This is a genomic window from Pseudomonas sp. P5_B3, from assembly GCF_056400405.1.
Genome location: NZ_JBFULI010000020.1, coordinates 32590 through 58527, shown reverse-complemented (window position 1 = coordinate 58527; position 25938 = coordinate 32590). Strand labels below are relative to the sequence as shown.

General features: G+C 59.9%; 25 protein-coding genes and 1 pseudogene. 9 read left to right on the top strand and 17 right to left on the bottom strand.

Annotation, left to right across the window (positions count from 1 at the left end):
* Positions 1-37: 37 nt before the first annotated feature.
* Positions 38-892: a LysR family transcriptional regulator gene (locus AC1DRN_RS14095; RefSeq protein ID WP_223459375.1), complete on the bottom strand. Its 855-nt coding sequence runs from the start codon at positions 890-892 to the stop codon at positions 38-40.
* Positions 893-982: 90 nt separating this feature from the next.
* Between AC1DRN_RS14095 and AC1DRN_RS14090 the strand changes: the two genes are divergently transcribed.
* Positions 983-1417 (top strand): multidrug/biocide efflux PACE transporter, encoded by a 435-nt coding sequence (locus tag AC1DRN_RS14090; RefSeq protein ID WP_223459373.1) that lies wholly within the window; start codon positions 983-985, stop codon positions 1415-1417.
* A gap of 140 nt (positions 1418-1557) precedes the next feature.
* Here AC1DRN_RS14090 and AC1DRN_RS14085 read toward each other — a convergent pair whose 3' ends face one another.
* The 4 genes from AC1DRN_RS14085 to AC1DRN_RS14070 form a co-directional block, all read right to left on the bottom strand.
* A complete protein-coding gene (locus AC1DRN_RS14085) occupies positions 1558-2280 on the bottom strand; it encodes a TylF/MycF/NovP-related O-methyltransferase (RefSeq protein ID WP_223459371.1) in 723 nt (240 codons plus the stop codon).
* Positions 2277-3143, bottom strand: a complete 867-nt coding sequence (locus AC1DRN_RS14080; RefSeq protein ID WP_223459369.1) for a hypothetical protein — start codon at positions 3141-3143, stop codon at positions 2277-2279. The genes AC1DRN_RS14085 and AC1DRN_RS14080 overlap by 4 nt, the downstream gene beginning before the upstream one ends.
* 218 nt (positions 3144-3361) lie before the next feature.
* A complete protein-coding gene (locus AC1DRN_RS14075; RefSeq protein ID WP_223459367.1) occupies positions 3362-4975 on the bottom strand; it encodes an inorganic phosphate transporter in 1614 nt (537 codons plus the stop codon).
* A gap of 243 nt (positions 4976-5218) precedes the next feature.
* A complete protein-coding gene (locus AC1DRN_RS14070; protein ID WP_223459365.1) occupies positions 5219-6241 on the bottom strand; it encodes a transporter in 1023 nt (340 codons plus the stop codon).
* 272 nt (positions 6242-6513) lie between these two features.
* Between AC1DRN_RS14070 and AC1DRN_RS14065 the strand changes: the two genes are divergently transcribed.
* The gene (locus tag AC1DRN_RS14065; protein ID WP_223459363.1) at positions 6514-8139 is read left to right on the top strand and encodes a methyl-accepting chemotaxis protein; all 1626 of its coding nucleotides are present in this window, start codon (positions 6514-6516) and stop codon (positions 8137-8139) included.
* A gap of 60 nt (positions 8140-8199) precedes the next feature.
* Here AC1DRN_RS14065 and AC1DRN_RS14060 read toward each other — a convergent pair whose 3' ends face one another.
* On the bottom strand, positions 8200-8505 hold the full coding sequence (locus AC1DRN_RS14060; RefSeq protein ID WP_223459361.1) for a PepSY domain-containing protein: 306 nt from the start codon (positions 8503-8505) through the stop codon (positions 8200-8202).
* A gap of 154 nt (positions 8506-8659) precedes the next feature.
* Positions 8660-9790: a glycerophosphodiester phosphodiesterase gene (locus AC1DRN_RS14055; protein ID WP_223459359.1), complete on the bottom strand. Its 1131-nt coding sequence runs from the start codon at positions 9788-9790 to the stop codon at positions 8660-8662.
* Positions 9791-9999: 209 nt separating this feature from the next.
* On the opposite strand from AC1DRN_RS14055, the gene AC1DRN_RS14050 reads away from it, so the two are divergent.
* Positions 10000-10326, top strand: coding sequence for a DUF2025 family protein (locus AC1DRN_RS14050; RefSeq protein WP_223459357.1), 327 nt, complete (start codon positions 10000-10002; stop codon positions 10324-10326).
* Positions 10327-10667: 341 nt separating this feature from the next.
* On the opposite strand, the pseudogene AC1DRN_RS14045 reads toward AC1DRN_RS14050, so the two are convergent.
* From AC1DRN_RS14045 to AC1DRN_RS14035, 3 genes and pseudogenes are all read right to left on the bottom strand, one after another.
* Positions 10668-10760: pseudogene (locus AC1DRN_RS14045) on the bottom strand (antibiotic biosynthesis monooxygenase); the annotation flags it as partial.
* A gap of 101 nt (positions 10761-10861) precedes the next feature.
* Positions 10862-11185 carry an antibiotic biosynthesis monooxygenase family protein gene (locus AC1DRN_RS14040; RefSeq protein ID WP_223459352.1) on the bottom strand — a complete coding sequence of 108 codons (324 nt, stop codon included), beginning with the start codon at positions 11183-11185 and terminating at the stop codon, positions 10862-10864.
* Positions 11182-11889 (bottom strand): CTP synthase C-terminal region-related (seleno)protein, encoded by a 708-nt coding sequence (locus tag AC1DRN_RS14035; protein ID WP_223459349.1) that lies wholly within the window; start codon positions 11887-11889, stop codon positions 11182-11184. Before AC1DRN_RS14035 ends, AC1DRN_RS14040 begins: the two co-directional genes overlap by 4 nt.
* Before the next feature lie 15 nt (positions 11890-11904).
* On the opposite strand from AC1DRN_RS14035, the gene AC1DRN_RS14030 reads away from it, so the two are divergent.
* Complete coding sequence (locus tag AC1DRN_RS14030; protein ID WP_223459347.1) at positions 11905-12846, top strand: LysR family transcriptional regulator; 942 nt, start codon at positions 11905-11907, stop codon at positions 12844-12846.
* Positions 12847-12852: 6 nt separating this feature from the next.
* Here AC1DRN_RS14030 and AC1DRN_RS14025 read toward each other — a convergent pair whose 3' ends face one another.
* Positions 12853-13386 carry a DUF1003 domain-containing protein gene (locus AC1DRN_RS14025; protein ID WP_223459345.1) on the bottom strand — a complete coding sequence of 178 codons (534 nt, stop codon included), beginning with the start codon at positions 13384-13386 and terminating at the stop codon, positions 12853-12855.
* Between the two features lie 125 nt (positions 13387-13511).
* Positions 13512-14123: a TetR/AcrR family transcriptional regulator gene (locus tag AC1DRN_RS14020; protein WP_223459343.1), complete on the bottom strand. Its 612-nt coding sequence runs from the start codon at positions 14121-14123 to the stop codon at positions 13512-13514.
* A 215-nt stretch (positions 14124-14338) separates the two neighbouring features.
* Between AC1DRN_RS14020 and AC1DRN_RS14015 the strand changes: the two genes are divergently transcribed.
* Positions 14339-15397: an MBL fold metallo-hydrolase gene (locus AC1DRN_RS14015; RefSeq protein ID WP_223459341.1), complete on the top strand. Its 1059-nt coding sequence runs from the start codon at positions 14339-14341 to the stop codon at positions 15395-15397.
* 23 nt (positions 15398-15420) lie between these two features.
* Here the strand turns inward: AC1DRN_RS14015 and AC1DRN_RS14010 are convergent, their stop codons facing one another.
* Genes AC1DRN_RS14010 through AC1DRN_RS14000 form a run of 3 tightly spaced genes read right to left on the bottom strand, consistent with a single transcriptional unit; the run spans position 15421 to position 16460 of the window.
* A complete protein-coding gene (locus AC1DRN_RS14010) occupies positions 15421-15741 on the bottom strand; it encodes a helix-turn-helix domain-containing protein (protein WP_223459339.1) in 321 nt (106 codons plus the stop codon).
* Complete coding sequence (locus tag AC1DRN_RS14005; protein WP_263289677.1) at positions 15734-16096, bottom strand: type II toxin-antitoxin system RelE/ParE family toxin; 363 nt, start codon at positions 16094-16096, stop codon at positions 15734-15736. Before AC1DRN_RS14005 ends, AC1DRN_RS14010 begins: the two co-directional genes overlap by 8 nt.
* 46 nt (positions 16097-16142) lie before the next feature.
* Positions 16143-16460, bottom strand: a complete 318-nt coding sequence (locus AC1DRN_RS14000) for a helix-turn-helix domain-containing protein (protein ID WP_223459337.1) — start codon at positions 16458-16460, stop codon at positions 16143-16145.
* A 243-nt stretch (positions 16461-16703) separates the two neighbouring features.
* Between AC1DRN_RS14000 and AC1DRN_RS13995 the strand changes: the two genes are divergently transcribed.
* Positions 16704-17072: a hypothetical protein gene (locus AC1DRN_RS13995; protein WP_223459335.1), complete on the top strand. Its 369-nt coding sequence runs from the start codon at positions 16704-16706 to the stop codon at positions 17070-17072.
* A gap of 24 nt (positions 17073-17096) precedes the next feature.
* Positions 17097-17786 (top strand): DUF6933 domain-containing protein, encoded by a 690-nt coding sequence (locus AC1DRN_RS13990; RefSeq protein ID WP_223459333.1) that lies wholly within the window; start codon positions 17097-17099, stop codon positions 17784-17786.
* Between the two features lie 19 nt (positions 17787-17805).
* On the opposite strand, the gene AC1DRN_RS13985 is transcribed toward AC1DRN_RS13990, so the two are convergent.
* Positions 17806-18771 (bottom strand): hypothetical protein, encoded by a 966-nt coding sequence (locus tag AC1DRN_RS13985; protein WP_223459331.1) that lies wholly within the window; start codon positions 18769-18771, stop codon positions 17806-17808.
* A 119-nt stretch (positions 18772-18890) separates the two neighbouring features.
* On the opposite strand from AC1DRN_RS13985, the gene AC1DRN_RS13980 reads away from it, so the two are divergent.
* On the top strand, positions 18891-20681 hold the full coding sequence (locus tag AC1DRN_RS13980) for a SulP family inorganic anion transporter (protein ID WP_223459329.1): 1791 nt from the start codon (positions 18891-18893) through the stop codon (positions 20679-20681).
* A gap of 44 nt (positions 20682-20725) precedes the next feature.
* The gene (locus AC1DRN_RS13975) at positions 20726-24229 is read left to right on the top strand and encodes an alkaline phosphatase family protein (protein WP_457266324.1); all 3504 of its coding nucleotides are present in this window, start codon (positions 20726-20728) and stop codon (positions 24227-24229) included.
* A 597-nt stretch (positions 24230-24826) separates the two neighbouring features.
* On the opposite strand, the gene AC1DRN_RS13970 is transcribed toward AC1DRN_RS13975, so the two are convergent.
* Positions 24827-25336, bottom strand: a complete 510-nt coding sequence (locus tag AC1DRN_RS13970) for a BRO-N domain-containing protein (RefSeq protein WP_457266323.1) — start codon at positions 25334-25336, stop codon at positions 24827-24829.
* Between the last annotated feature and the right edge of the window lie 602 nt (positions 25337-25938).

The following is a 25938-nucleotide window of genomic DNA, read 5'->3' as shown; positions in this document are numbered from 1 at the left end:
AGGAGCGAGCCTGCTCGCGATAAGGGCCGAAGGACCTTCACTCCAGCATCTTGCCCAGCAACCAGCTCCCCGCCGGCCCCGGCGGATTCAGCCGCGACCACAACGCATCCACCGACACCGTTTTCGGCCAGCCGCGCACCACCAGTTCCTGCAAGGTGCCTGGCCCGAACCGCTCGACCAGCCAGCGGGGCAACGGTGCCCAGCCGAATCCGCCCTGGGCCATTTCCAGCAGCATCAGATAACTCGGCGCCGACCAGACGCGGCCCTTCGCCCGACTTTCATAGGGATTGATGATGGTGGCCAGACGCAGCTCGCGGTGTTGCTGCAGTACGTCCCGGTCGACGTGGTCCAGCGTCGCCAACGGGTGTGTCGGGGACACGAACAAGGCGATTTCCGTGCGCTCGTCCACCGTCGAGCTGACCAGGTCCGGCGGGTAGCTGTCCTGCATTTCGGCGAAGGCAATGTGCGCCCGTCCGCTTTGCACCAGGGACATCAGGTCATCGCACTCGGCGATCAGGCATTCGAGCTCCAGGTCCGGGTAACGCTGCTCGAAGGCACTGAGGGCGGCTTCGAAGCGGTCCGACTGATAGGTATCGGACAGTGCCACCGTCAGCTTTGCTTCCACTCCTTGGGACAGTTGGCTGGCGGTCATTTCCAGGCGACTGGTGGCGGCCAGGATGTCTTCGGCCCGTTGCAGCATGACGTGCCCGGCCGGGGTCAGCCCGGGTTTGCGGCTGCTGCGGTCGAACAGCGTCAGGTTCAGGTCGATTTCCAGACTGGCCACTGCGGCGCTGATGGTCGACTGACTGCGGCCCAGCTTGCGTGCCGCGGCAGAAAATGAGCCCTGGGTCGCCGCTTCGACAAACGCCAGCAACACTTCGTGAGAAGCCATGAACTATCGCCCTGATCGATGGTTATTGGTTATGAAGTATCGGTGTGATGACAGATCATGGCAACCACAGTCACTCAAGGGAGTTCGGCCATGAGCGCCAACAAGTCCATTACTGAACGTATTTTTCAAGCCATCGGTTTCGAACTGCTGGCCATCCTGATCTGTACCCCGTTGCTGGCCTGGATCATGAACAAACCGATACTGGACATGGGTGCTGTGACCATCGCCATGGCTGCACTGGCCCTGGCCTGGAACGTGGTGTTCAACGGTATGTTCGATCGGGTGCTCAAGCGCCTGGCCATCGTGCACAACGCCTGGGTCCGCGTGGTGCATGCGCTGTTGTTCGAAGGCGGTCTGGTCGCCCTCGGCGTGCCGTTGATCGCCTGGTGGCTGAATGTCAGCCTGTGGCAGGCGTTCCTGCTGGATTTCGGTGTGCTGCTGTTTTTCCTGCCGTACACCTATATCTATCACTGGGTGTATGACGTGGTTCGGGAGCGGATGGTGATGACTCGCGGGGCTTGCTGAGTCGTGTTTGAACCGGTTTTTGTAGGAGCGAGCCTGCTCGCGATGCCGGCGTGTCAGACAACATCAATGCTGAATGTCAGACCGCTATCGCGAGCAGGCTCGCTCCCACAGGTTTTTGTACCAGTTTCCAGGTCTTTGGATCAGACGTGGAAGTAACCCACGCACGAATCGAACGGCAGGCGCTTGAGTTCGATCTTGTTCAGGTCGAGCACTTCACGCAGGGCTTTGGTTTCGCCCGGGAAGTTGCGGTAGGCGACTTCGTCGAGTACCACGATCGCGCCTTTGGGCATGTACGGCAGGAAGGTCTCCAGCGCGACTTTGGTCGATTCGTACAGGTCGGTGTCGAGGATCAGCATGGCCACGACCAGGTCCGGACGGGTCTTGACCCACTCCGGCACGGTCTGGACGATGTCGCCCTTGACCAGCTCGCAACGCGGAATGCGGTTGACCGGGCGCAACAGGTCGTTGGCGTCGATCATGTCCTGGATCAGCGACTGGTCGGTGTCGGCGAACATGGTCTCGTTGACGTCGGCCGGGTCTTCTTTCTTGTCGATGCTCTGGAAGCCTTCGAAGGTGTCGAAGCCCACGATCGAGCGGTTGATCGCATACGGCTCGAGAATCATCGACAAGTGCATGTAGAGCATCAACGAGTTGCCCTTGTACACGCCGCACTCGATGATCGCGCCCGGTACTTCGGCGACTTTCTTGAACAGTTCCATGCGCGACAATGCAGCTGTCACGCCGATACGGTTGGCGAAGACGAACGGGGCGTCGGCCACGTACTCGGCATCGACCCGTTTCAGGACGCTGGAACGGGTTTCGTTGTACTGGGCCTCGGCGGGCGTGATGCGACGCTTGGTCATTGCGGGATTCCTCGGAAATTCGAAAAGTCGTGGGCGTGGAAATAATCTTTGAAACCGGCACCGACGTCAGGGCAGGCACTGTCGACGTTGATTGCGCCACGGTGGTGCTTGAGATCATCGAGGTGCATCAGGCGGAAGTCCACGCTGAAGCGGGTTTGTTGCGTGTAATTGGGCACGGTGCCGTGCAGGTGCGAACCCGAGAACACCAGCATCTCGGCGGTGTTGCCGGCGATGCGCAGTTCAGAGGTGGTGTTGATCGCTTCGGTAGGAACCGGGTGTTGGCGCGCCTCTTCCTTGACGTTGTCCCTGGCGCGCTGGCGTTGCACGTCGATCCAGTCAGTCAGGCTCCACTGCGCCGAGGTGTTTTTCACCGGGACGTCGAAGTAGGCCGGGTTGATCATCATGGTCTGCTCAGGCTGGATCGTGTAGACCGGCATCCAGGTATTGATCTGGCAGTCGACACCGCCGTACCAGGTATCGCGATGGGGCTTGTAGGCGTAGCTGACGCCAGCATGCAGGTAGTCGTAGTTGGGCACCACACGGATGCGCGGTACGTCGAAAATGAATTCCTCGGGAGCGGCACCGATTTCGTCGGTGAAGCTGCGGATCAGCTCCTTGGCCCGCAGGCTGTTGGTGAACTGACCCTTGAGGCGAGTCACCAGCACCACGAACTCTTCCACCGGCATCAGCGTGTGCAGCGCCTGGTGGTTGGTTTCGCCGTCGAAGGCGGCGGTAATGCTTTGCTGCGCGAAAGCACAAAGTTCTTTGGCTGCGCGTAACTGCGTGTTCAGGAAAATATCGCCCGCATAAATGGCTTCTTTGAAGTCAGCTTTCTGCTGCAGCTGATTGATGTACAGATTCACGGTTCCTCTCCTGAATACATCGAGTCTCTTATGAGTCGGCACCACGCGGACAAACTGAAGGGCTGTCGGACCTGTGGTGCGTCAATAAAGCGCAAGCCTTTGAGCATGCGAGCAAATGCCGTGCCGCTGGACGAAAAAAATCCCGACGGGAAAACCCGCCGGGATGTTTGGCTGCGACCCTGGACTTTTTACCTGTGGGAGCAAACCCGCCCCCACATTCAGAACAATTGGGTGAACAACCAGTACAGGCTGCCCGACAGCAGGATCGCCGCCGGCAACGTCAGCACCCAGGCCATCAGCAGGTTGCGGATGGTCTTCATATGCAAGCCGCCACCGTTGGCAACCATGGTCCCGGCCACGCCCGAGGACAGCACGTGAGTGGTCGACACCGGCAGGCCGAACATGTCGGCGGCGCCGATGGTCAGCATCGCCACGGTTTCTGCCGAGGCGCCCTGGGCGTAGGTCAGGTGGGTCTTGCCGATTTTCTCACCGACCGTCACCACGATGCGCTTCCAGCCGACCATGGTGCCCAGGCCCAGGGCGATGGCCACGGCGATCTTCACCCACAACGGAATGAACCGCGTGGAGTTGTCGATCTGTTGCTTGAACAGTTGCAGCTTGCCATTGGTGTCGGCGTCGAAATTGCCGACCTTGTTCTTGTCCATCAAGCGAATGGTTTCGCTGCTCAGGTACATGTCATTACGCACGTTGCCCACGGCCTCGGCCGGGACTTTCGACAGCGAGCCATAACCCTTGACCTGGGCACCGATGCTGCCGGTCAGCGCAGCCAGCGCCGGCACCAGTTGCGGGGTCGCTTCCTTGCTGCGCACATATTCGGACAGCACCGGGCGCGGGTCGGCTGGCGCTGGCAGCGGAGCAGCTTTGACCAACGCTTGCTGGGTGACTTCGGCGACCGCCGCGAACTGCAACGCTTGATCGGCCGGCATGGTGCGGTTCAAGGCGTAAGCCATTGGCAGCGTGCCCACCAGAATCAGCATGATCAGGCCCATGCCTTTCTGGCCATCGTTCGAACCGTGGGCAAACGACACACCGGTGCAGGTCACGATCAACAGGCCGCGAATCCACCATGGCGGCGGGGTCTCGCCCTTTGGCTCCTTGTACAGCGCACGATTCTTGACGAACGCGCGCAGCGCCAGCAACAGCAGCGCGGCGCAGCCGAAGCCGACCAGTGGCGAGAGCAGTAGCGCGTAACCGATCTTGGTGGCTTGCGCCCAGTCCACGCCACTGGTGCCGTCGCGGCCGTGCATCAGGGCGTTGGCCACGCCGACCCCGATGATCGAACCGATCAGGGTGTGCGATGACGACGCCGGCAGGCCCAGCCACCAGGTGCCGAGGTTCCACAGGATGGCAGCGATCAGCAGGGCGAAGATCATTGCGAAACCGGCGGACGAGCCGACTTGCAGGATCAGCTCCACCGGCAGCAGGGCGATGATGCCGAACGCCACCGCGCCGCTGGACAGCAGCACCCCGAGGAAGTTGAAAAATCCGGACCAGACCACCGCCACGTTCGGCGGCAGCGAGTGGGTGTAGATCACCGTGGCCACCGCGTTGGCGGTGTCGTGGAATCCGTTGACGAACTCAAAGCCCAGGGCGATCAACAACGCCACGCCGAGCAGCAGGAACGGCGTCCAGGTGGTCACCACCGTGCCGAGTTCGTTCATGTCGTGCATCAGGCTGTAGGCGGTAAACAACAAGCCGATGGCCAGCACGGCAAAAAACACCACGATGGTGATCAGGCCGGGCTTTTTGTCGAATTGCGGTTTGGCACTACTGGCGGGCGCCGGGGCGGCGGTGAAGGAGGGCGTAGCCATCACGGACATTCCTGAGGAGGGAGGTGTATCAGTGATAATCGTTGCCAATTGTTACAGGGAGACTGCTTTGGGTCAGTGTTTGGGTTTTTCGCAGGCTGCTGATCTGAAGTCGAGCGCTTAAAACTGTGGGAGCGAGCTTGCTCGCGATAGCGGTGTGTCAGCCGACAACAATGTTGGATTTGCCGACGTCATCGTCGGAACGCCGCCCGGAGCAAGCTCGCTCCCACAGGGGGCCGGGTGCGTTCAATAATCCTGCTGCTTGCGAAACGCCCAGCGCCCGGCGATCACGGTAAAGGTCGCGACCAGCGCCACGAGGATCCAGAAACCCTGCGGATCGCCGGCCAGCGGAATGCCGCCGACGTTCATGCCGAAGAAGCCGGCGATGATGTTGATCGGCAGCGCCAGCACCGTCACCACCGTCAGGGTGAACAGCGTGCGGTTGGTCTGTTCGTTGATGTTGGCGGCGATCTCTTCCTGCAACAACTTGATCCGCTCACCCAGCGCCGTGAGGTCGTTGATGATCAGCGCGAACTCCTCGGTGGATTTGCGCAGCTCCTTCACGTCTTCCTTTTGCAGCCATTGCGGTGGCCGGTTGAGCAGGCGCAGCAAGGAGCCTGGCTCCAGCGCCAGCAGCCGTTGCAAACGCACCAGCACCCGGCGATTGGCGCCCAGCTCGGCGCGGTTGGTCGACAGCCGCGAAGAGAGCAATTCATCTTCGATCTGATCCACGCTCTGGCTGGTCTTGCGCACGATCTGGGTCAGCACTTCACCCTGGTCGCGCAGCAAATGCACCAGCAACTCCAGCGGGGAGCGAAAGCATTCCCGGGCCTTCACCGACGAGCGCAGTTTGTCCACCGAGTGCAGCGGTTGCAGGCGGGCGCTGATGATCAGCCGGCTGCGGGCGCACACCCAAAGCGTCGAGACGTCCGACGAGACCATGTTGCTGAGGTTGAACACCACGTCGTTGACCACCGCCAGCAACGCCGAATCGACATGTTCGATGCGCGTCGAGCGTGAGCCTTCGTGCAGCGCTTCGAAAAATTCCTCGGGCAATTCCAGATGACTCTTCATCCAGCGCTCGCACGCGGCATGGGCGAGGTTCAGGTGCAGCCACAGAAATTGCTCGTCGCTCTCCGGTTGTTGCAGGTACTGCAAGGCCTCGGCCGAATTGATTTCCCGGCCAGCCTCTCCGGGGTGAAAGCTGAAACCGTAGAGCAGGCCGAACAGATCCGTGTCGCGATGACTGTGATCGATGCTGTGGTTCATGAGGGCTCGCAAGGAGAGACGCCTGTCGCAGGTTTCGCAGGTTCACTTGAGCGGCATCATCGCAAGGCGGGATGACGTTTTTGTGACGGGGAAATAACGCAAACGATTGCGCTACCGGCGGTCGGGATTTTCTCAAGAACCGCTCTGGCTAGCCGATCACGCTTGGGTTGAGTTGCGCGCCGCCGGCCATCGGCCGGGACCGCAGACAGGGATGTCCGGACACTTTTCACGCCTTTACGGGCGTGCCTCATTCCTGTCATGAGTACCCTCCGATGTTTTTGCAAAAGTCCCTGAGAGCACAAATTCTCGCGCTGCTGAGCGGCAGCCTGCTGGCGATGCTGTTGATCGCCCTGGCGTGCTTTCACTTCCTGTCCAGCGGCGTGCAGAGCTACGCCAATCTGATCGAGGGCCCGCTGCATACCTCGCAACTGATCGATGAAGCCAACCTGCAATTCAAGGTGCAGGTGCAGGAGTGGAAAAACGTCCTGTTACGTGGCAAGCAACCGGCGGACCTGAGCAAGTACTGGGGGCAATTCGAAGACCGTCAGCGCGATGTGCAAAACAGCCTTGGCGAACTGGCCGGGCAGAAGGGCATCGAGCCGCAGCTCAAGAGCCGCATCGAGCGCTTGCGTGACGAGCATCGCCAATTGGGCGCGGCCTATCAGAAGGGCCGGGACGCGTTCGTGGCCGCCGGTGGTGACCCGACGGCGGGCGACACCGCGGTCAAGGGCATGGACCGCGCGGCCAGCGATCAGATGAGCGAACTGGTCAGCGAATTGCGCAAGCAGGGCGCCGAACAATCGACTCTAATCAGCGCCGCTGCCGATCGCACGGTGTTGCTGGGAATTATCGTGATGCTGGTTTCGGGGCTGCTGATCGGCCTGCTGAGCCTGTGGCTGGTCAACCGCAACCTGGTCGAGCCGATCCGCAAATTGATCGAATACGTGGCACAGCTCAGCCAGGGGCGTATTGCCGAGCGCGTCGCCAGCACCCGTCAGGACGAGTTGGGCAAACTGGCGATGGCCGCCAACACCCTGCGCGATTTCCTCGCCGAAACCTTCAGCCGTTTGCAGCGCAGCGCGTCTGACCTGGACAGCGCCAGCGGTGAGTTGAACTCGATCGCCACCGTGATGGCCGGCGGTACCAACGAGCAGTTCAATCGCACCGATCAGGTGGCCACGGCGATGAACGAAATGTCCGCTACCGCACAGGAAGTGGCCCGTCATGCCGCTGAAGCGGCGCGGGCCGCCGACGATGCCGACCAGTCCGCCCAACAGGGCGAAAAAGTCATGCAGGGCACCATCCACACCATCACCCAAATGCGCGGTGAAATCGCCAACACCGCCACGGTCATTCGCCAACTGGAAACCGACAGCGGGCGCATCGGCAAGGTCCTGGAAGTGATCCGCGGCATCGCCGAACAGACCAACCTGCTGGCGCTCAACGCCGCCATCGAAGCGGCCCGCGCCGGTGAGGCCGGACGCGGATTCGCGGTGGTGGCCGATGAAGTGCGCAGCCTGGCCCAGCGCACGGCGGCGTCGATCATCGAGATCAACCAGATCATCCAGACCGTGCAGACCGGTGCAATCGAAGCGGCCCAGGCGATTGAAAGCGGTCAGTCGCGCAGCGAACAAAGCGTGCAGCAAGTGACCGAGGCCGGCGCCATGCTCGAACGCATCACCCTGGCCGTGGAGGCCATCCGTGACATGAACCGCCAGATCGCCACTGCCGCCGAAGAACAGACCTCGGTGGCCGAAGACATCTCGCGCAACCTCACCGAGATCACCAGCATCGCCAGCACCAACCTGGACAACGTGCAGCGCACTGAAGCGGCCAGCAGCAACCTGCACGGTTTGTCGGGGCAGTTGAACGAGGTGACGGCGCGCCTGAGCGCTTGAACCCAGAATGCACAAAAGCCGCACGACTTCTCGATCGTGCGGCTTTTGTGCGTTTCGCGATTACGTGTCCTGTTTGTTCTTCAGGACCTTGCCGTTGGAAGCATCGATGTCCACATCCCACTCGACGTTCTTGGCGTCACGCAGTTCGACTTCGTACTCGTAACCGTTGAAGTAGTTGTCCAGTTCGGTTTTGTTGATCGTTGCACCCGGGTGCAGATCCAGCGCGATCTTGTTCAGATCTTCCAGCGCCTTGATCTTGCCGTCCTTGACCAGTTGCGGGATCTCATCGACCCGCACATCGGCCTGGGCCAGGCCCGCGGCAAAGGTCAGGGTTGCAGCGGTCAACAAAGCAGTCAGGGTCTTCATGGGCTTCTTTCCTTGGGTGATCCGTTCAAGTGAGATCAGGCTAGCCTGTGTAACTTAATCCACCCTTAAAACCCTCTGCATGTCCTGCATCAATCCCTCTGTGGGAGTGAGCCTGCTCGCGATGCAGGCACCTCGGTGTCGTGCCAGGCAGGGCTCAATAGCCGTTGTTCTTCAATACTTGATCGACACTCGCCGCCGGGCGTTTATAGAACTTCAACAACTCGCTGGCGCGGTTGGTGAAGATGCCGTCGACTCCGGCGTCCATGACTTTCTGGTAGTCCACCGCTTCGTCGATGGTGTAGACGTGCACCAGCAGGCCCTGATCGTGGGTGTACTGGTTCATCCACGGTTGCACCAGATCCGAATAACTCTGGTCGCCACCCTGGGTCAGTGCGGCGGACGGGCCGGTGCCTATGGCGCCCTGGGCCTTCGCGTAGTCGACCCAACGCTGGAATTCGGCTTTGTCCTTCGGTTCCTGTGCGGCGTAGTACGCGGCCTTGTCCCTGGCGCCGGACTCGGCAAATTTCACCTTGGACTTGGGCTCGATACTGCCTTCACCGACCCACAACAGCAGGATCTTCGGCACCTTCGGCATTTCCTTTTGCAGCAGTTCGAGGCTGCTCTTCTCGAAGGTCTGCAGGACCACCTTGCCTTTGCCCTGGCCGACCGCCAACTCGCTTTTTGCCAGTTTCGAACCGGTCGGGCTCAGCCAGCCGCGGTCCTGAAGTTTTTCCTTGAGGTCGTGTTCGATGCCGGGAAACTGCTTCGGCTCCTTGGTCTCGATGTACAGGCCGGGCTTGTGCAGGGAGTTGCCCTCGGCGATGTCGATGATTTCATCAAGGGTCAGAATCTTCAGGCCCGCGAAGGCGGGACGTGCGCGATCCGGGTACGCGGCATTGAACCAGCTGCCCGCATCCAGGGTTTTCAGCTCGACCATGGTGAACGCATTGGCCGGGCTGTCCTTGCGCTCGGGGAATTTGCTGGCAACGTCGGTGGTGCGTTGCAGATTATTGTCGTGCAGGGCAAACAGTACGCCATCCTTACTGCGCTGCAGGTCCATTTCCAGGTAGTCGGCGCCCAGGTCGCGGGCCGTCTTGTAGGCGGCGGCGGTGGATTCCGGCGCATCGAAAGACGCGCCACGGTGAGCGATCACCGCTGGATGCGGAATGCCCAGGCGGGTCGCCAGTGCCGCGGGACCGGGTTCGCTGGCGGCCTGTGCGTGGCCGACGCACAGGCCGAGCAACAGGCTCAGTAACAGGGCGCTTTTAGTAAAGGTTACGGGCATGGTCGAGATCCTTTCGCAATGAGGGGGCGTCCCTTTTAACAACTGATCATTGCAGGCGCTATCGCGAGACCGACACGAACCTGTCCAAAGCTGATGTTCGTCAGCGTTTTTGTGCGCCCGGTTGCAGTACGCTGGGGTCCTGCAATTCCCCGGCAGAGGGAAACGCAGGCCCTGCGTGCAAACCAACGATCACCATTGCGGGGTTTACCATGCGCATCACTTCCCAGCTCATCTGCCAGGCTGCCGACCAACTCAAAGGCTTCGTCGGCCTCAACCGCAAGACCGGCCACTACATCGTGCGTTTCAGCGAAGACTCGTTCGGCATGGACGTGGCAGACGACGGCATCATCCCGACCAGCGAATTTGTCTGGGTCACTGGTCCCGGGCAGACCATGACGCTAAAGCGCGAATTGATTCAGTTGCTGCTGGACCAGAATATCGATGACCGGATCAACATCACCGAGCCGTTGCGGGTGTACATGAACCGGCGGGAAGTGCCGGAGATTTCGGCGGTTCGCAGTCTGGTTCGGGGTTGAGTTTTTTTGCGGTGAATTGACTGGCCCCATCGCGAGCAAGCTCGCTCCCACAGTGGATCTTTGTCGTGCACAAATATTGTGACCGACCGGGATCGAATTGTGGGAGCGAGCTTGCTCGCGATGGCGGCCTGAATAACACCGCATCAATTACAGGCTGAACCCATAAGCCCGCTCAACCCGGCACACCCGYGTATGACACCGCGCATACCAGGTCGAGCGCCCACGCTCGCGAATCGCACTCCCACAGTGRRTCTTTGTCGTGCACAAATATTGTGACCGACCGGGATCAAATTGTGGGAGCGAGCTTGCTCGCGATGGCGGCYTGAATAACACCGCATCAATTACAGGCTGAACCCATAAGCCCGATCAACCCGGCACACCCGCGTATGACACCGCGCATACCAGGTCGAGCGCCCACGCTCGCGAATCGCACTCCCACAGTGGRTCTTTGTCGTGCACAAATATTGTGACCGACCGGGATCRAATTGTGGGAGCGAGCTTGCTCGCGATGGCGGCYTGAATAACACCGCATCAATTACAGGCTGAACCCATAAGCCCGCTCAACCCGGCACACCCGTGTATGACACCGCGCATACCAGGTCGAGCGCCCACGCTCGCGAATGGCCGTATGCTCCGGATGATGTTTCCACGCCAGAATCGCCTCCTCACTGGCCCAGTACGACACCGTAATGCCAAGCCCATCCTCGCCCCGCGCCGACTCCACCCCGAGAAACCCTGGCTGTTCACGGACCAGTTCCAGCATCCGTGCGGCCGCTTCGGCGTAACCCAAATCGCCCTCGGTGCGCAGTGAGGTGAAGATCACCGCGTAGTAAGGCGTCGCTGGCGTATCGGCGATCATGCCGAGCGCCCCGCACAGGCCTCGACAAAGGCGTTCACCAACGGCGGCAAGATGCCCTTGAGCGCCGCCCGCTCGGGTTGGAACAAAGTCGCGACAAAGAACGGATGACCGCTGAGTTCCACCGCCCGCAGTCCGTGTTCCGAATCGTGGCCGACGGCGTGAAGTTCGCGCTTGAGCAACTCCCCTTCGAACTGCGGATTCACGCCATAACGACAGCGATAGCCTTCACGAATCTCGGAGCTTTCGTACGCCTGGGCGATCAACGAGCCTTCACGTAAATGAATGGTATCGACCGCTTCCACCAGCGCGCACGTCAGCGGTGTCAGCAGCGCCCGTGCTGCATCGGGCGAAGTCTCGCCGTGTTCGGCATCCGACCAGCCCAGCACATTGCGCGCATATTCCAGCACCGCGTGTTGAAAACCGCCGCAGGTGCCGAGGAAAGGTCGCCGCTGTTCGCGGGCAAAACGAATCGCCCGCAATGCACCGTCCGTGTTGCGGTACGGGCTGGCTGGCACACACCAGAAACCGTCGAATGTGTGCAGCGCTGTCTCGGCGTGGATTTCATCGGTGGCGAGCCAGTGCCAGTGCAGGTTCAGGCCCGTGTGTTCGGCGACCCTTTCGAGGGCGACGGGAATGGCCTGGTGGGCGGTGACTTGTGGGTCGTAGTCGCCGATCAGGGCGATGCGAATCGGGCGGGTTTCCATGCGAGGCCTCTACACTTGTTGATTGCTGGTGCCCACTATAGATTGGCGTTCACGCATTCAATATTGGCGTTTTCCCAAGTGATCAATGCAGCGACGCACTATCGACTGGACTACCCGGACCTGGCCCTGATCCTCGCTCTGGTGCGCGGCGGCTCTCTGGCCCGGGCCGCGCAACTGCTGAGGGTGGATGTCTCGACGGTGTTTCGAGCGGTGCGCCGGCTGGAGGCTGCGCTGGGTCGGCAACTGTTCGAAAAAAGCCGCGCCGGTTACCTGCCCACCACCCTGGCGCAGTCCCTGGCGGAACAGGCCGAGCGCGCCGAGCAGGCACTGGAGGCGGCGCGCATTGGTGTCGAGCAGGGCGGTGAAGTGATCAGTGGCATCGTGCGCCTGACCTGTACCGATTCGGTCCTGCAAGGTTTGCTGTTGCCGGCGCTGGCGCAGTTCATGCCGAACTATCCGGCGCTGACCCTCGAACTCAGCACGTCCAATGATTTTGCCAACCTCAGCCGCCGGGATGCCGATATCGCCCTGCGCCTGACCCGCACGCCTCCGGAGCATCTGGTGGGACGGCGGCTGGCGGATGTTTCCTACCGCGTGTGTGCCAGCGAGCGATACCTGCGATCGGTCAACACCACCGATCTGGCCGCATTGACCTGGATCGCCCCGGATGACTTCCTGCCCGATCACCCGACCGTTACCTGGCGTCGCCAGGCTTTGCCGGGGGTAACGCCGGGCTATCGCTGCAACAGCATGCTGTCGGTGACCGAGCTGGTCAGGGCGGGGCTGGGTATAGCGGCGCTGCCGGACTTTTTGATCGGCGACGGATTACAGCCGCTGGGCGAGCCGTTGCACGGATACGACACCACGCTATGGCTGCTGACCCGTCCCGACTGCCGCGCCTTGCGCTCGGTGGTCACCTTGTTCGATGAGTTGGGACGGGCGCTGAAACAGCCGTGAAGCCATTCAGGCCTTAGGCTCATTCTTGCGCACGAAGTGCTGATGCATTTCCGTAGTCAGGTTTTCGATGCGCTCGGTGAGGGCCTTGGTCATCTCCGTGAGACGGGTGTTCTGCTCAAGCAACTCCAGCAGTTGCGCAGTGTTTTTCGCGGCCTGCGCCTGTCGCTCACTGTTGGCGGTCGCCAGCGCTTCGCGGTGCTGCGCATCGGCATCGGATTGGGCTTTGTCCCGGGCGGCCTGACGCGTCTGGGCTAACAGAATCAATGGTGCGGCGTAGGCCGATTGCAAGCTGAAAGCCAGGTTGAGCAGGATGAACGGGTACAAATCGAAGTGGGTGAAACCGGAAAGGTTGAGGCACACCCAGACCACCACGATCAGCGTTTGTGCACCGAGAAAAGTCGGTGTGCCAAAGAACCGCGCAAAGGCTTCGGCGCGCAGGGCAAACTTGTCATTGCCAAAGGTCGGCGCGAGGTGGGCATGAGGGCGATGGAAACGCAGGTGATCGACGTGGGCGGCGGTTTCGTGGCTGGTGCTGGTCATGATGCTCTCTGTTTGGCGCTGGGACTGAGGCTCACTATAGCCTCAGTGCCAGTTTCATTCTGAAACACATTGCGCCATTCAAGTCAGCGCCATCAATCCTTCGACACCGCCGTTGACCTTGTCATTTATTGCACCTGATAGCAGGCCAGAAACATGTCTAGCGCGGACTCGGCCACCCGGTGTTGTTCTTCGGCTGACAAGCCGGGTTGCCCCATGGAAATCTGCGGCCAGAATGCAAAAGACTTGAGCAGGCCATGGATCTGTTGAGCGGCGAATTCGGGAGCCACGGCCTTCAATCGGCCATCCGCTTGAGCGGCCCGAATCCACACTGTCAGCCCTTCTTCGCGTTCGCCCATTCGCGCCACCATATCCTGCGCCCGCTCCGGGGAATGAATCGTCGCCGCTATCGCCACCCGCGCCAGGTCGAGAAAATTGTCATCGCCCATCATTTGCAGCTTGGCCATCAGCAGCGAACGCAACTGCTCGCGTAGCGGCTGGTCGGAACGGTAGGACGTTTCCTGTTCCGCCGTCACCCGGATCCATAGCTGATTGAGGATTTCTGCGAACAACTCTTCCTTGCTGGGGAAGTGGTTGTACACCGTGCGCTTCGACACACCGGCAGTGGCAGCAATCTTGTCCATGCTGGTGATCTCGAAACCGTTGTCACGGAATTCGTTGATCGCCGCTTGAATGATCGCTTGGCGTTTTCGGTCGGTGAGGCGCTGTGGAGCTGTCATAAGTACGCTTCGGCAGGAGGAAGAGGAGAATTACACTCAGCAGTTTACTTGTCATCGACTTTGATGCAACCTAGAAACTACACTGTGCAGTGTAATGTTTTGTTAATCCTGCCCAGTAAAAATAGAAAGTCCGGCTGATGCGTGCGTGCCTTGGCCATTTATCGTCCCAAAGCGGAAAATCGCGTCATGCGCGGTTTTTCTGGAGTCATTCAGTCATGGCCAATTCAAACTCCCCGGCGGACAACGCCTCCACACCTGAAGCGTCCCGACAGGCTCAAGGGCAGTACCAAAACTTCACGCCGGTGCAACGTTTAAGCTTTGGCAAAACCATGGGCATCCTGTGGAACGCGCTGTTCCACAAACCGCAAAACACCCGCCCGAGCGCGCCCGTCCCGGTACAAGCCCTGACTCAAGCCGCGTTGATCGCAGCGCCCAACAACAGCGTCTATCGCCTGGGCCACTCCACGGTGTTGCTCAAGCTGCGCGACAAGTTCTGGATCACCGACCCGGTCTTCGCCGAGCGCGCCTCGCCCGTGCAGTGGGCCGGCCCCAAGCGTTTCCACCAGCCACCGATCAGCCTGGAAGAATTGCCACCGATCGAAGCGGTGATCCTGTCCCACGATCACTATGACCACCTGGATCATGCGGCCGTGCTCAAGCTCGCGAACAAGACCAAATATTTCCTTACCCCGCTGGGCGTAGGCGACACCCTGATCAAATGGGGCATCGACGCCAGCAAAATCCGCCAGCTGGATTGGTGGCAAGGCACGGAAGTCGATGGCATCCAGTTCATCGCCACCCCGTCGCAGCACTTTTCCGGTCGTGGCCTGTTCGACAGCAACAGCACCCTCTGGGCCTCGTGGGTGATGATCGACGGCGACTCACGCATCTTCTTCAGCGGCGACAGCGGCTACTTCGACGGCTTCAAACGCATCGGCGAACAGTACGGCCCATTCGACCTGACTCTGATGGAAACCGGTGCCTACAACGTCGACTGGCCGCACGTGCACATGCAACCCGAACAAACCCTGCAAGCCCACCTCGACCTCAAGGGCCGCTGGCTACTGCCCATCCACAACGGCACCTTCGACCTGTCGATGCACGCCTGGTACGAACCCTTCGACCGCATCCTGGCCCTGGCCTGGGAACGCAACGTATCGATCACCACACCGCAGATGGGCGAGGCGTTCAACCTGATGCATCCGCAGCGCGGTGGGGCGTGGTGGCTGGCGGTGGAAGGGGAGAGTGATCGGGTGGTCGCTCATAACGCGTAGTGCAGTTAGCTGAGGTGTAGACCTCAGCTAAAAACCACGTCAATTCGGCCTTCTTTGCGTGAGCGCGGGGCCGACTTGACCACGATTTGCACATCACGCCCGAGAAGTAACAGGCATTCCATCATCTTGGCCTCACTGATCCCACGAAATTTTCCGCGCAACATTTCAGATAGCTTGGGCTGTGACAGACCTAAAATTTCGGATGCCTGAACCTGAGTCAAATGACGAGCCTTGATGATTTCGCCTATTTTTGCGGCCAATTGGGATTTGACTCGCATTTCATTGGCGTTGGGTGTCCCGAGGTCTTCGTAGACGTTGCCACTGCTTTCTTCGATTTCAATCATGTTCTGATCCTTTTGCGTGTTCCTGCGCCGCTTGAAGTCTCTTCCTGATCAAATCGACGTCGCACTGCGCGGTTTTGATTCCCGTGGTCGACTTTTTCTGAAAACAGTGCAGAACATAAACAGCATTGCCAAAACGAACGGTATAAACGGCGCGATAGGTGTTCGTATCGAAGTCCTCGATCAACTCAAGGACTCCAGCACCACCAAAACCTTTCAGTGGTTTTGCATCCGGGTGCTTCTTGCTGCTTTGGGCCAGATCAAGAGCGTGGCCAAAAACGTCCTGTACATCTGCGGGCATCTGCTTGAGATCTTTTTTGCTGCTGCTAACCCACAGGAGTGGCTTCCTTGTACTCATGTGAAAATATACCTAAATGGGAATAATCGTCAATCGATGAATTGGCTCACTCCACCATCGCAAAATCCGCCCGCCCAACCGGATTCGGCGTCGACCCCTTCACATTCATCCCTCGACCCGGCGCAAACCCCGGGAAGAACGCCAACCCCTCCGATTCGAACCGATAGGCCAGTGCCAGACGTGTGACATCCAGCACCTCCTGGCGCGCCTCGAAGCGTTGAATGGCCTCCACCGAAACCCGGGATTCCCGCGACAGCTCTTGCATACTCCAGCCCAGCATCGCTCGGGCCTGGGCGCAGTGGGCCGGGGTGAATTGGAAGAGGGCGATACGTTCCAGGGTGATTTTCATCGCTTGAGAGGCCATGGTGTTCTCCGGGCTCGAGAGTATTGGTCAAAATATACTGTGTTTTTGTACAGTTGTTTTGAGCCGAGATCAAATGCAATTTTTGAAGTTTCTTTTCGGCCGGACGAGCGGTGACTGTCCCGATGCGTGGGGAAACTGTCGAAGTCGCCAGGGAATCACGACGCGAATTGAGGGTTGGTAAAGGCGGTTTTTTTCGCAAGAATAGCGCTTCGCACTGTTCAGGTTTTCATGCAGGAGAATCTCATGCCGATCCTCGAAAGCGACTGGAAGAAGTTCAAGGAACTGCGCAAGATTGCGCTCGACCGTTTCTGCCAAGGTGTTCTTGCCGATGCCAAGGCTATTGCAGAACATGGCGCATTGTCGGCTCATGCCCGCTACGGCATGCTTTACGGCATGATCCATGATCGAAACAAGGATATGGCCCAGGCGTTTGACTACAACAGCCAATCCCGTTCAAGTGCGCTCCGGGGCTTGTGGCTGATGGTCATGCATGACTTGCTGACCGAGGCAGAGCTATCAACTCTCAGCGAAGATGCGCTGAGATACATTGCCGAGGTTGTTCGCCAGCCCTACGAACTTGAATGGGTCGACGAGATCGTCCCGCAGGACTGACCAACCAATACCCGAGAACCAGGGATGCTGATTTTCAACTGCACCGAAGCGGCCAGCAAATTCTTCAGTCGTGTGCACAAGGGCAAGAAAGTCACCAGGGTGGAAAGTCCACCATCGCCCGTCATAGAAGACGATGAGCCTGATGAGTCCGCCGAACAGTGGCTGGTCCATGCCGTCACTGTTCAACGCAAACATGTGCTGTTCGCCATTCACATCCCGACTCGTTACTGCATGATCTTCGCCGATGCCAAAAAGGCCGACGTCGAGGGGTTTGTTCAGCGTTTTACTGATCGCTGGATTAGCGGGCTGATACGCCATGCAGGGCAGTTCGACATCCTTCAGTGGGTCGATGACGAGCCGATGATGGAACGCTTTCAAGAAAATTGCAGCCAGTTCATCCTGTACCGGCGCAGCCATCGCAGTGCGCAAAAACACATCGATGAAATCGCCTGGGTTTTTCAGGGTGTTGCCGCTGAGCGGGGCTCTTTACCGCCGGACGAGATTTCTGCAGAGCGCTTCGACGGCGAAATGAATGACTACCCAAGAAACAGCAAAGGCCATAAAGACTATTTCTACCCGGATTCGGAAATGATGGCTCACTGGTTACGTCGATACTGCGGCCTCGACGCATCAGGCATCCAGACTGCACTGGATCGACGTATGGAAGTGAAGCGGGAGATATGGGCGCTGCAAAGGGAGCTCAATTCGCAATGAACCAACGCTGCGCTTCGTATTACTTGCCCTCCAACCCCGGCGCTTCCCGCACGATAAAGTGATCCAGGTTTTCAATGTTGGCGCTGAACACCCCGAACGTCTGCTCGGGGTTTTTCTTGCTCGGCACCTGCTTCAGCTCGGGCGTCACGCCATAAAAGAAGCAGTACAACTCCCGCCCGCTCTCGATGGCGTGTTTGATCTCTTCCAGGAACGCCTTGCGCTTGCGGTAGCTGTCGATGAGTTTCTTGCTCAGGTAGACATTGACCGAGTACGGCTTTTTCTCGAGCCAGACCTTCTTCTCGAAGTCGATGCGAAAGCTCTGGGTGTAGTCCTTGATCTCCTTGACCTTGCCCCAGTAAATCAGCCCCTTGTTGTCTTGCAGGTATTCGATCTTCTTGAAAAACGACCCGTAAGGCGCGGTGTGCTCGCCAATCTTCAGCGGCACGCGCTTGAGCAAATCCTTGTCGTCGAAGTTCGACACGAAACACTCCACCGGATGGGCGAAGACGCTGGTCTTGTCCGGGGCCGATTCCTTGCTCGGCTGCTCGACGTTGCTGGTCACCGAAGGCGTTGGCGACTCATCCCGCAGCCCGTCCGCCGCGACCTTCGGGCTGGATGGCTTACGCACATACTCACGGCGAGTCAGTAACAATTCCGACGGGAAATTTTCCTCGCGGCTGTCATCCGTTTCCGTCTCGTCCACACCCGACGTAGGCGTCTTCAAGCTGACATAAGGGCAACCCTCGACATGCCGCGTACTTGGCAAGTTCTTGAAGTGCGGCGTGCGTACGTAATTCACATTCTTCGCGTTGAACGTGCCCAGCTCATTGGCCGCATCGAACGCCAGGCGACAGGCATCGTTGGGGCACTGGAAGTGTTCCCTGGCGGAATCGAAATCCATCGTCTCGTCGAAATTCAGATCCCGAACGTCGTAGATCGACAACTTGTCGTTGAGGCTGAGGCAGTAGGCGAGGTCGAATTTCATGTCGGCTTCCAGGTCCTTTAGGTGACCAGCTTCCAGTGATGGCGTATTCGAAGCAATAGCTACACTGAGATCACTTCGATATCGCCTAGTCTGCATCGTCCATCAAAGAGGGCGGTTTTATGAGCCATTCAGATGCTTCGCCTCCGCTCCCGGAGCCGGGCCGGATAGCCCGCCGGGATGAACAGACCGGTTGGCGCCGCTGGCTACCGGGGCTGGGCATGCTGCGCGAGTATCAACCGGCATGGTTGCGTTACGACATCGTGGCCGGCCTGGTGCTGACCACGATGCTGGTGCCCGTCGGTATCGCCTATGCGGTGGCCTCGGGCGTGCCGGGCATTTATGGCCTCTACGCGACCATCGTTCCGCTGCTGTTCTATGCCTTGTTCGGCCCCAGTCGAATTCTGGTGATGGGGCCGGATTCCTCCCTGGTGGCCGTCATTCTTGCCGTCATCCTTCCACTCTCCGGCGGCGACCCGCAGCGTGCCGTCGCCCTGGCGGGGATGATGGCGATCGTCTCGGGAGCGGTGTGTATCCTGGCCGGTATCGCGCGCCTGGGTTTTGTGACCGAGCTTCTGTCCAAACCGATCCGCTACGGTTACATGAATGGGATCGCACTGACCGTATTGATCAGCCAACTGCCCAAGCTGTTCGGTTTTTCGATTGAGTCCAACGGTCCATTGAGAGACTTATGGTCCATCGCCTCAGCGGTGATGGAGGGTAAAGTCAACTGGACCACCTTCATGGTGGGCGGGCTCACCCTGGCGGTGATCCTGCTCCTCAAAAGGTGGCCGCGGTTGCCGGGCATCCTGATCGCCGTGGCAGGAGCGACAGTCGCCGTGGGTGTGCTCGACCTTGCGACACGCGCCGGTGTGTCGGTCCTCGGTTCGCTCCCGCAAGGTTTGCCCGGTTTCGCCATCCCCTGGATCACCAGCGCCGATATCGTCCCGGTGTTGATCGGCGGTTGCGCCGTCGCCCTTGTCTCGTTCGCCGACACCAGCGTGCTGTCCCGTGTCTATGCGGCGCGGACCCGAACCTACGTCAACCCGAACCAGGAAATGGTGGGCCTCGGCATCGCCAACCTGGCTGCCGGTTTTTTCCAAGGCTTCCCGATCAGCAGCAGCTCGTCACGTACGCCCGTGGCCGAAGCCGCCGGAGCCAAAACCCAAATGACCGGCGTCGTCGGCGCACTGGCGGTTGCCTTGCTGCTGGTGGTGGCGCCGGACCTGCTGCAACATTTACCGTCCAGCGCCCTGGCGGCGGTCGTGATCGCCTCGGCCATTGGCTTGATCGAGATCACCGACCTGCGCCGGATCTATCGCATCCAGCGCTGGGAATGCTGGCTGTCGATCGTCTGTACGGTCGGCGTAGCGGTGTTCGGCGCGATCGAGGGCATCGGCCTGGCTATCGTGATTGCCGTCATAGAATTCCTCTGGGACGGCTGGCGCCCGTACTCCGCGGTATTGGGCCGCGCCGACGGGGTCAAGGGCTACCACGACATCAAACGCTACCCCGACGCGCGCCTGATCCCCGGCCTGGTCCTGTTTCGCTGGGATGCGCCCTTGTTTTTCGCCAACGCCGAGCTGTTCCATGACCGAGTGCTGGACGCCGTGGCGGCATCGCCCACGCCGGTGCGCTGGCTGGTGGTCGCCGCAGGGCCGGTCACCAGCGTGGACGTGACCTCCGCCGACATGCTGGCCGAACTGGACGACACCCTGCACGCGGCGGGTATCGAGTTGTGCATTGCCGAGATGAAGGACCCGGTCAAGGACAAGCTCAAGCGGTTCGGGTTGTTTGCGCGGCTGGGGGAGACGGCGTTTTTTCCTACGATTGGGGCGGCTGTGGATAGTTACGTGGCAAATTATCGGGTGGATTACAGGGAGCGTGAAGATGAAGGGAAAGGATTGCCGTGAAACCCGCAAGATCGAAACAGAGACTTCATATCAAGGAGCGAACCATGCCGAACAACTGGCCCGCCGGGATTGAGCACGTTGTCGTGCTGATGATGGAAAACCGGTCATTCGATCATCTGCTGGGGGATTACACCCGCATCAACCCGGCGTGTGACGGTATCGACCGTCACGCACCCAGCACCAATGCGCTGAAGCTGGCCAATGGCAGTTCGACGGTGATCACCCAAGCATCGGAGTTCCCGGAGAACTACAGCCTGTGGGCGCCGCCGCCCCCTCTACCTCCGGCGCTGCCGCCGAGTAACAGTGAGGGTTTCGACCTTGGCCACGAGTTCGTCAACGTAGAGAAACAACTGGGCGTCTCCTTCAAGACCAGCCCGGCCAACCCTACACTCGCCGGTTTTGCCCAGGACGCCTACGACAAGGCCCGCGCCGACCTGAAGGTCTACAAAACCTGGTCGCAATCCATGGCCCAACGGGCGATGAACTACATCCCGTTCGGCGCCACCCCGGCCGACGATACGTTACCGGCAATTCACGGACTGGCACGCAATTTCACCGTGTGTGATCGCTGGTTTTCCTCGGTGCCAGGCCCCACCTGGCCGAACCGTTTTTTTGCCATGCTCGGCAGTTGCAATGGCCACCTGCTGATGCCCTCCACCGGCACGGTACTGGCCGGCATCAAAAGCCTGATCGCGCAGTTCGGCGGCGAGAGTATTTTTTCGCTGCTGCGCAACAACGGCCATGACGCACGCATTTATTCCGATGGCGCCGTTCCGCTGGCGGCGCTGGTCAAGGGTGGTTTGCAGCACCTGAGCATCGACGATTTCAAATCAGACGTCGCCGGTAACAAGCTCCCTGAGCTGTCCTGGATCGAGCCGAGCTATGGCCTGCTCAACGGCAAGCTCGGGCCTAACGTGTCGCACCATCCACCTGAAGACCTGCGCTTCGGTGATCAGTTTGTCGGTGAGGTGTTCAACGCCTTGTCGGCCAATACCGCTGTCTGGAACAAAACCCTGTTCGTGCTGCTGTACGACGAACATGGCGGCTTCCATGACCACGTAGTGCCGCCGACTTGCGTGGCGACCGGTTCAACGGTCGATGTGCCCTGGAAGAATCCCTTCACCCGTCTCGGTGTTCGTGTACCGGCGATCCTGGCTTCGCCGTGGCTCAAGCCGGGGTTGATCCCCTGGACAGGCAATGTCCAGGCGCAGCACTACGATCACACCAGCCTGCTGGCCTTTCTTTGCGATCACTTCAAGTTGCCGCGCAGTGCCCTCGGCCCACGGGTGGTCGCCGCGCAGCACTTCGGCAATGCGCCCATCTGGCGCACTGCACCGGGCGTATCGGCTGCGCCAAAGTTGACGGCCACCGTGGTGCCAAGTCGCGCCGGGTTGCCCTTGATCGAGTCCGAACTGGCGACCCAGAGTCGACAGGTGGTGGACAGCGCCACCGGTTACCTCGACGGCCTCGATCCAGAGCAGATCTGGAAGAGCAGCGCCCAATGGGTCAGCGGTTTTCTCGGCAACCGCAGCCGCGCCTTGGCCGATCCCGGTCAGGCCGCGCTCACACCGGCCGCGCCCAGTGCGGACAGCCTGGAGGCAAAACTGCGGCGCCTGCAGGATTTGATGGTCACCGCTCAAGGGCAAACGGCTCCTCCGGCTGCGGCGCCGGCCAGCAAAGCCTTGGTCGAGCCGGGAGCGGAGATCGCGCCAACACGGCTGCGCGTCCTGTGTCTGCCCGGTGTGGGGTTCACGCCGGCCAGCCAAGGGCAGGGCGGCATCGATGGGAACTGGCAGGAACAATGGCGCACCTTGATCCGCACTCAACTGGCGCAGAACGGTCGCCTCGTCGATGACCAGGACATCGACTTTCTGACTTTCGATGAGCAACTCAAGGAAGGACCGGACTTCGCCCAGATCACCCGAGGCCTGGCGATGCTGAGGGCCGACGCCAGGGGCAAGGCCGATGAGAACTTCGGCAGTTGGGGACTGCCGGTCAACCAGATGCTGCGCACCACGGTGGGCGCCCTCGTGCAATGGATCGAAGACGCCGAGTTGCGCACAGAGTTGACTCAACATCTGCTGGCGAAGATCGAGGCATTCAATCCGCAGATCATCTTCGCCCAAGGCCTGGGCAGCCTGATCGGCTACGACGCCCTGCGCCGGTCGGTGGCGAAAAAAGGTTCGGCACTCAAGCGCATCGATGGCCGAGTGTTCGTCAGCTTCGGCTCACCGATCGCACTGCCGCTGGTGATGCGCGAAGTGTGGGGCGGGCGGGTCCTGCGCCTGAGTGAAAACGGCCGAGGCATCCGCCGCTGGTTCCACCTGCACAACCCTGACGATGGCTTGTTGACCCGGCCAATCACCTCGCCGGATTCCGCGCGGGTCGACCTGCAAACCGAATTCAGCGTGCCATTGCGCGATGACCTGCTCGACCTAAACCACGCCGCCCAGGCCTACCTGTCGTCAGCCACCAGCCAGACCGGCCTGTGGCCGCAACTGGCCCGCGACGTGGTGGCAGCGCAGACGCTGGAGGTGCCAGCGTTCCTGTCCCGCAGCGGCCAACGCAAACGCCGCGCCTTGGTGGTCGGCATCAACGATTACCCCGACCCGAGCGCACGCCTCGACGGCTGCATCAACGACACCTACCTGATCAGCCGCATGCTCCAGGAAAGCGGTTATGACGCAGGCGACATCCGTTTGCTGCACGACGCCCGAGCGACCCGGGCCAACTTCGTCGAACGCCTCGAATGGCTGGTGGAAGGCGCCCGCGCCGGCGACGAGCGCGTGCTGTTCTACTCCGGCCACGGCACCCAACTGCCGGTCTACAGCAGCAGCGGCGAAGCCGACTGCATGGACGAAACCCTGGTGCTCCACGACTTCGACTGGGACGACGAAAGCACCCACTTCACCGACAAACTGTTCCGCCAGTTCTACAGCCACCTGCCCTTCGACCCGGACGGCCACGGCGCCAAACTCACCGTCATGTTCGACTGCTGCTACGCCGGCGGCATGACCCGCGGCAACGGCCGCGTGCGCGGCATCACCCCACCCAGCGACATCCGCCACCGCATGCTGCGCTGGGACCCCTACGCCGGCGACTGGGACCGCCGCGTCTACGCCGTCGACACCGACCGCCGCGACTTCAGCGAACAAGACAACAAAACCCGCGACCTCACCCGCACCCGCACCACCCAAGGCGCCGCCACGGGCCTTCGCCCCGAGAAAAAAGCCCAACTGCTACGCCAAGGCAAACTCTACGGCCACCACGGCCCCTACATGCCCCTGATGCTCTACGCCGCGCGGGAAAACGAAAAAGCCAGCGAATATGTGGCGGGCTCCAACCACTACGGCGCCTTCACCTACGCCCTGGTTGAGCAACTGCGCAAATTGCATCAGGAGGATGCGACGTTGGGGTTTGATCAGTTGATTGAGCGGGTGGGGAGTGTGTTGAGCGCCAGGTCGTTGGGGCAGACGCCGGAGATTGTTGGGCCGAGTGGGGTTAGGGCGGCGGTGTGTCCTTGGCGGATTAGTGGGTTGGGGAGGTGAGGTTTTAGCTTTGTTGCAGGCAACGAAAAGGGCCGCAGGAAAATTCTACGGCCCTGATAACACCGACGTTCCCGAGCCAGCTGCTGAGCCCCTGTGGGAGCGAGCTTGCTCGCGATTCGCAAGATCAACGCAGCAACCAAGCCAGCCACCAACCTTGTGGCGAGGGGGCTTGCCCCCGTTGGGCTGCGAAGCGGCCGTAAATACTGCAACTCAGGTGCATCAGACAAACCGAATTCTGCGAATTGACGATTGCTGCGCAGTCGAACTGGGGTAAGCGGATTTCAACAAGGCCCTCGATGATCTAATCGATGGATTTGAGGACCGTCTTTGAGGCGCTTGCTGAATTGATGTTTCCCAAACCGACGCAGATCCCCTGTGGGAGCGAGCTTGCTCGCGATTCGTAAGATCAACGCAGCAACCAAGCCAGCCACCAACCTTGTGGCGAGGGGGCTTGCCCCCGTTGGGCTGCGAAGCGGCCCTAAATGCTGCAACTTGGAAGCATCAGGCAATCCGAATTGTGCGGATTGACGATTTGCACTCAGAACAAAAAATCCGCTGCCTGTAATTCAGGCAGCGGATTTTTGTAAGGGTGAACAATCAGTACCCACGCATCACTCGTGAAGCCTTCCGCCACCACGATTCACGCCGATTGAAAGGATCATCCGCCAACACGCACGGCATATCTCGCAACCGAATCCAGGGTTCATTCTGCCAGTGCAGCATGCCGAGCGACATTTGAGGCCAGTCCAGCACACTCAGCGTTGGCCGCTCCACCATTCGCGACGGCCGCGCATCACGCAGGGCAGGCACCACCTGATGAGTCAGCCACTCTCGCAGAAATCGATTCTCAGGGCAGTAGTGATAAATCAACAACGCATACACACCTGACTCGCTCACCATCAAACTCTCTTTAGCGGAGCCATAGAGGTCAACGAGCATCATTTGCCTCTGGTCTGCATCGAGCTTGCGCGTCATGCGCTCATCAAGGTGTTTACCCATCAGCCGTCCGAGATCATGTGCGCAGAACCAAGCCTGGTTCTCCAAAAGAAGGGCATGCAGCTGGACGTTGTGACGAGTGAAAACGGTAGGGGAGAGTGATTCAGGCATGGCGGGCCTCCTGAAACGGAAGCGCGTGGTCGGATCTGTGGGTACGGCGATGCACCTTCATCGTGAAGGTCGGATAGTCAGGCATTTCCTTTACCTCTGGCTGCTTTCTTAGGGCATTCGTTAAGGGTGTCGGGAGCTAAGAAACCCACCAGAGACGGGCCGGACATATTCCCCTTTCGGGTCTTGTATTCGCCCACTCCCGACATAACGGGACTTTTCGCAGACGTAGAGAAACCGCAGGCGAAAAAAAGCCGCATGACTGTCGGGTGCGGAGGACCGCTCTGGTTTGTAGAGTTTCTTAGGCTCTGAGACGGGAGGTTAGGAGGAATGCGGGGGAGGGTCAAGTCATGGGCTGAGTGGGGTAGGCCATACCGAGCTATTAGCCCCATCACCAATCTAATGATGCGGTTGCCTCGACAAAATTTCGAGTCGGCATATACTGTGTTTATATACAGCTAATCCTGTGTACTAGGTCACATTTATTTCGTTCCCACCATGTGGCTGTCATTTCGTGATTTAGCGAAATGATAAATTTACATTGGCTGCGCAAGGGATAGAATAGTGATCATTCGTCACAGATTTGACCCAGAGGAAAGCAGGGC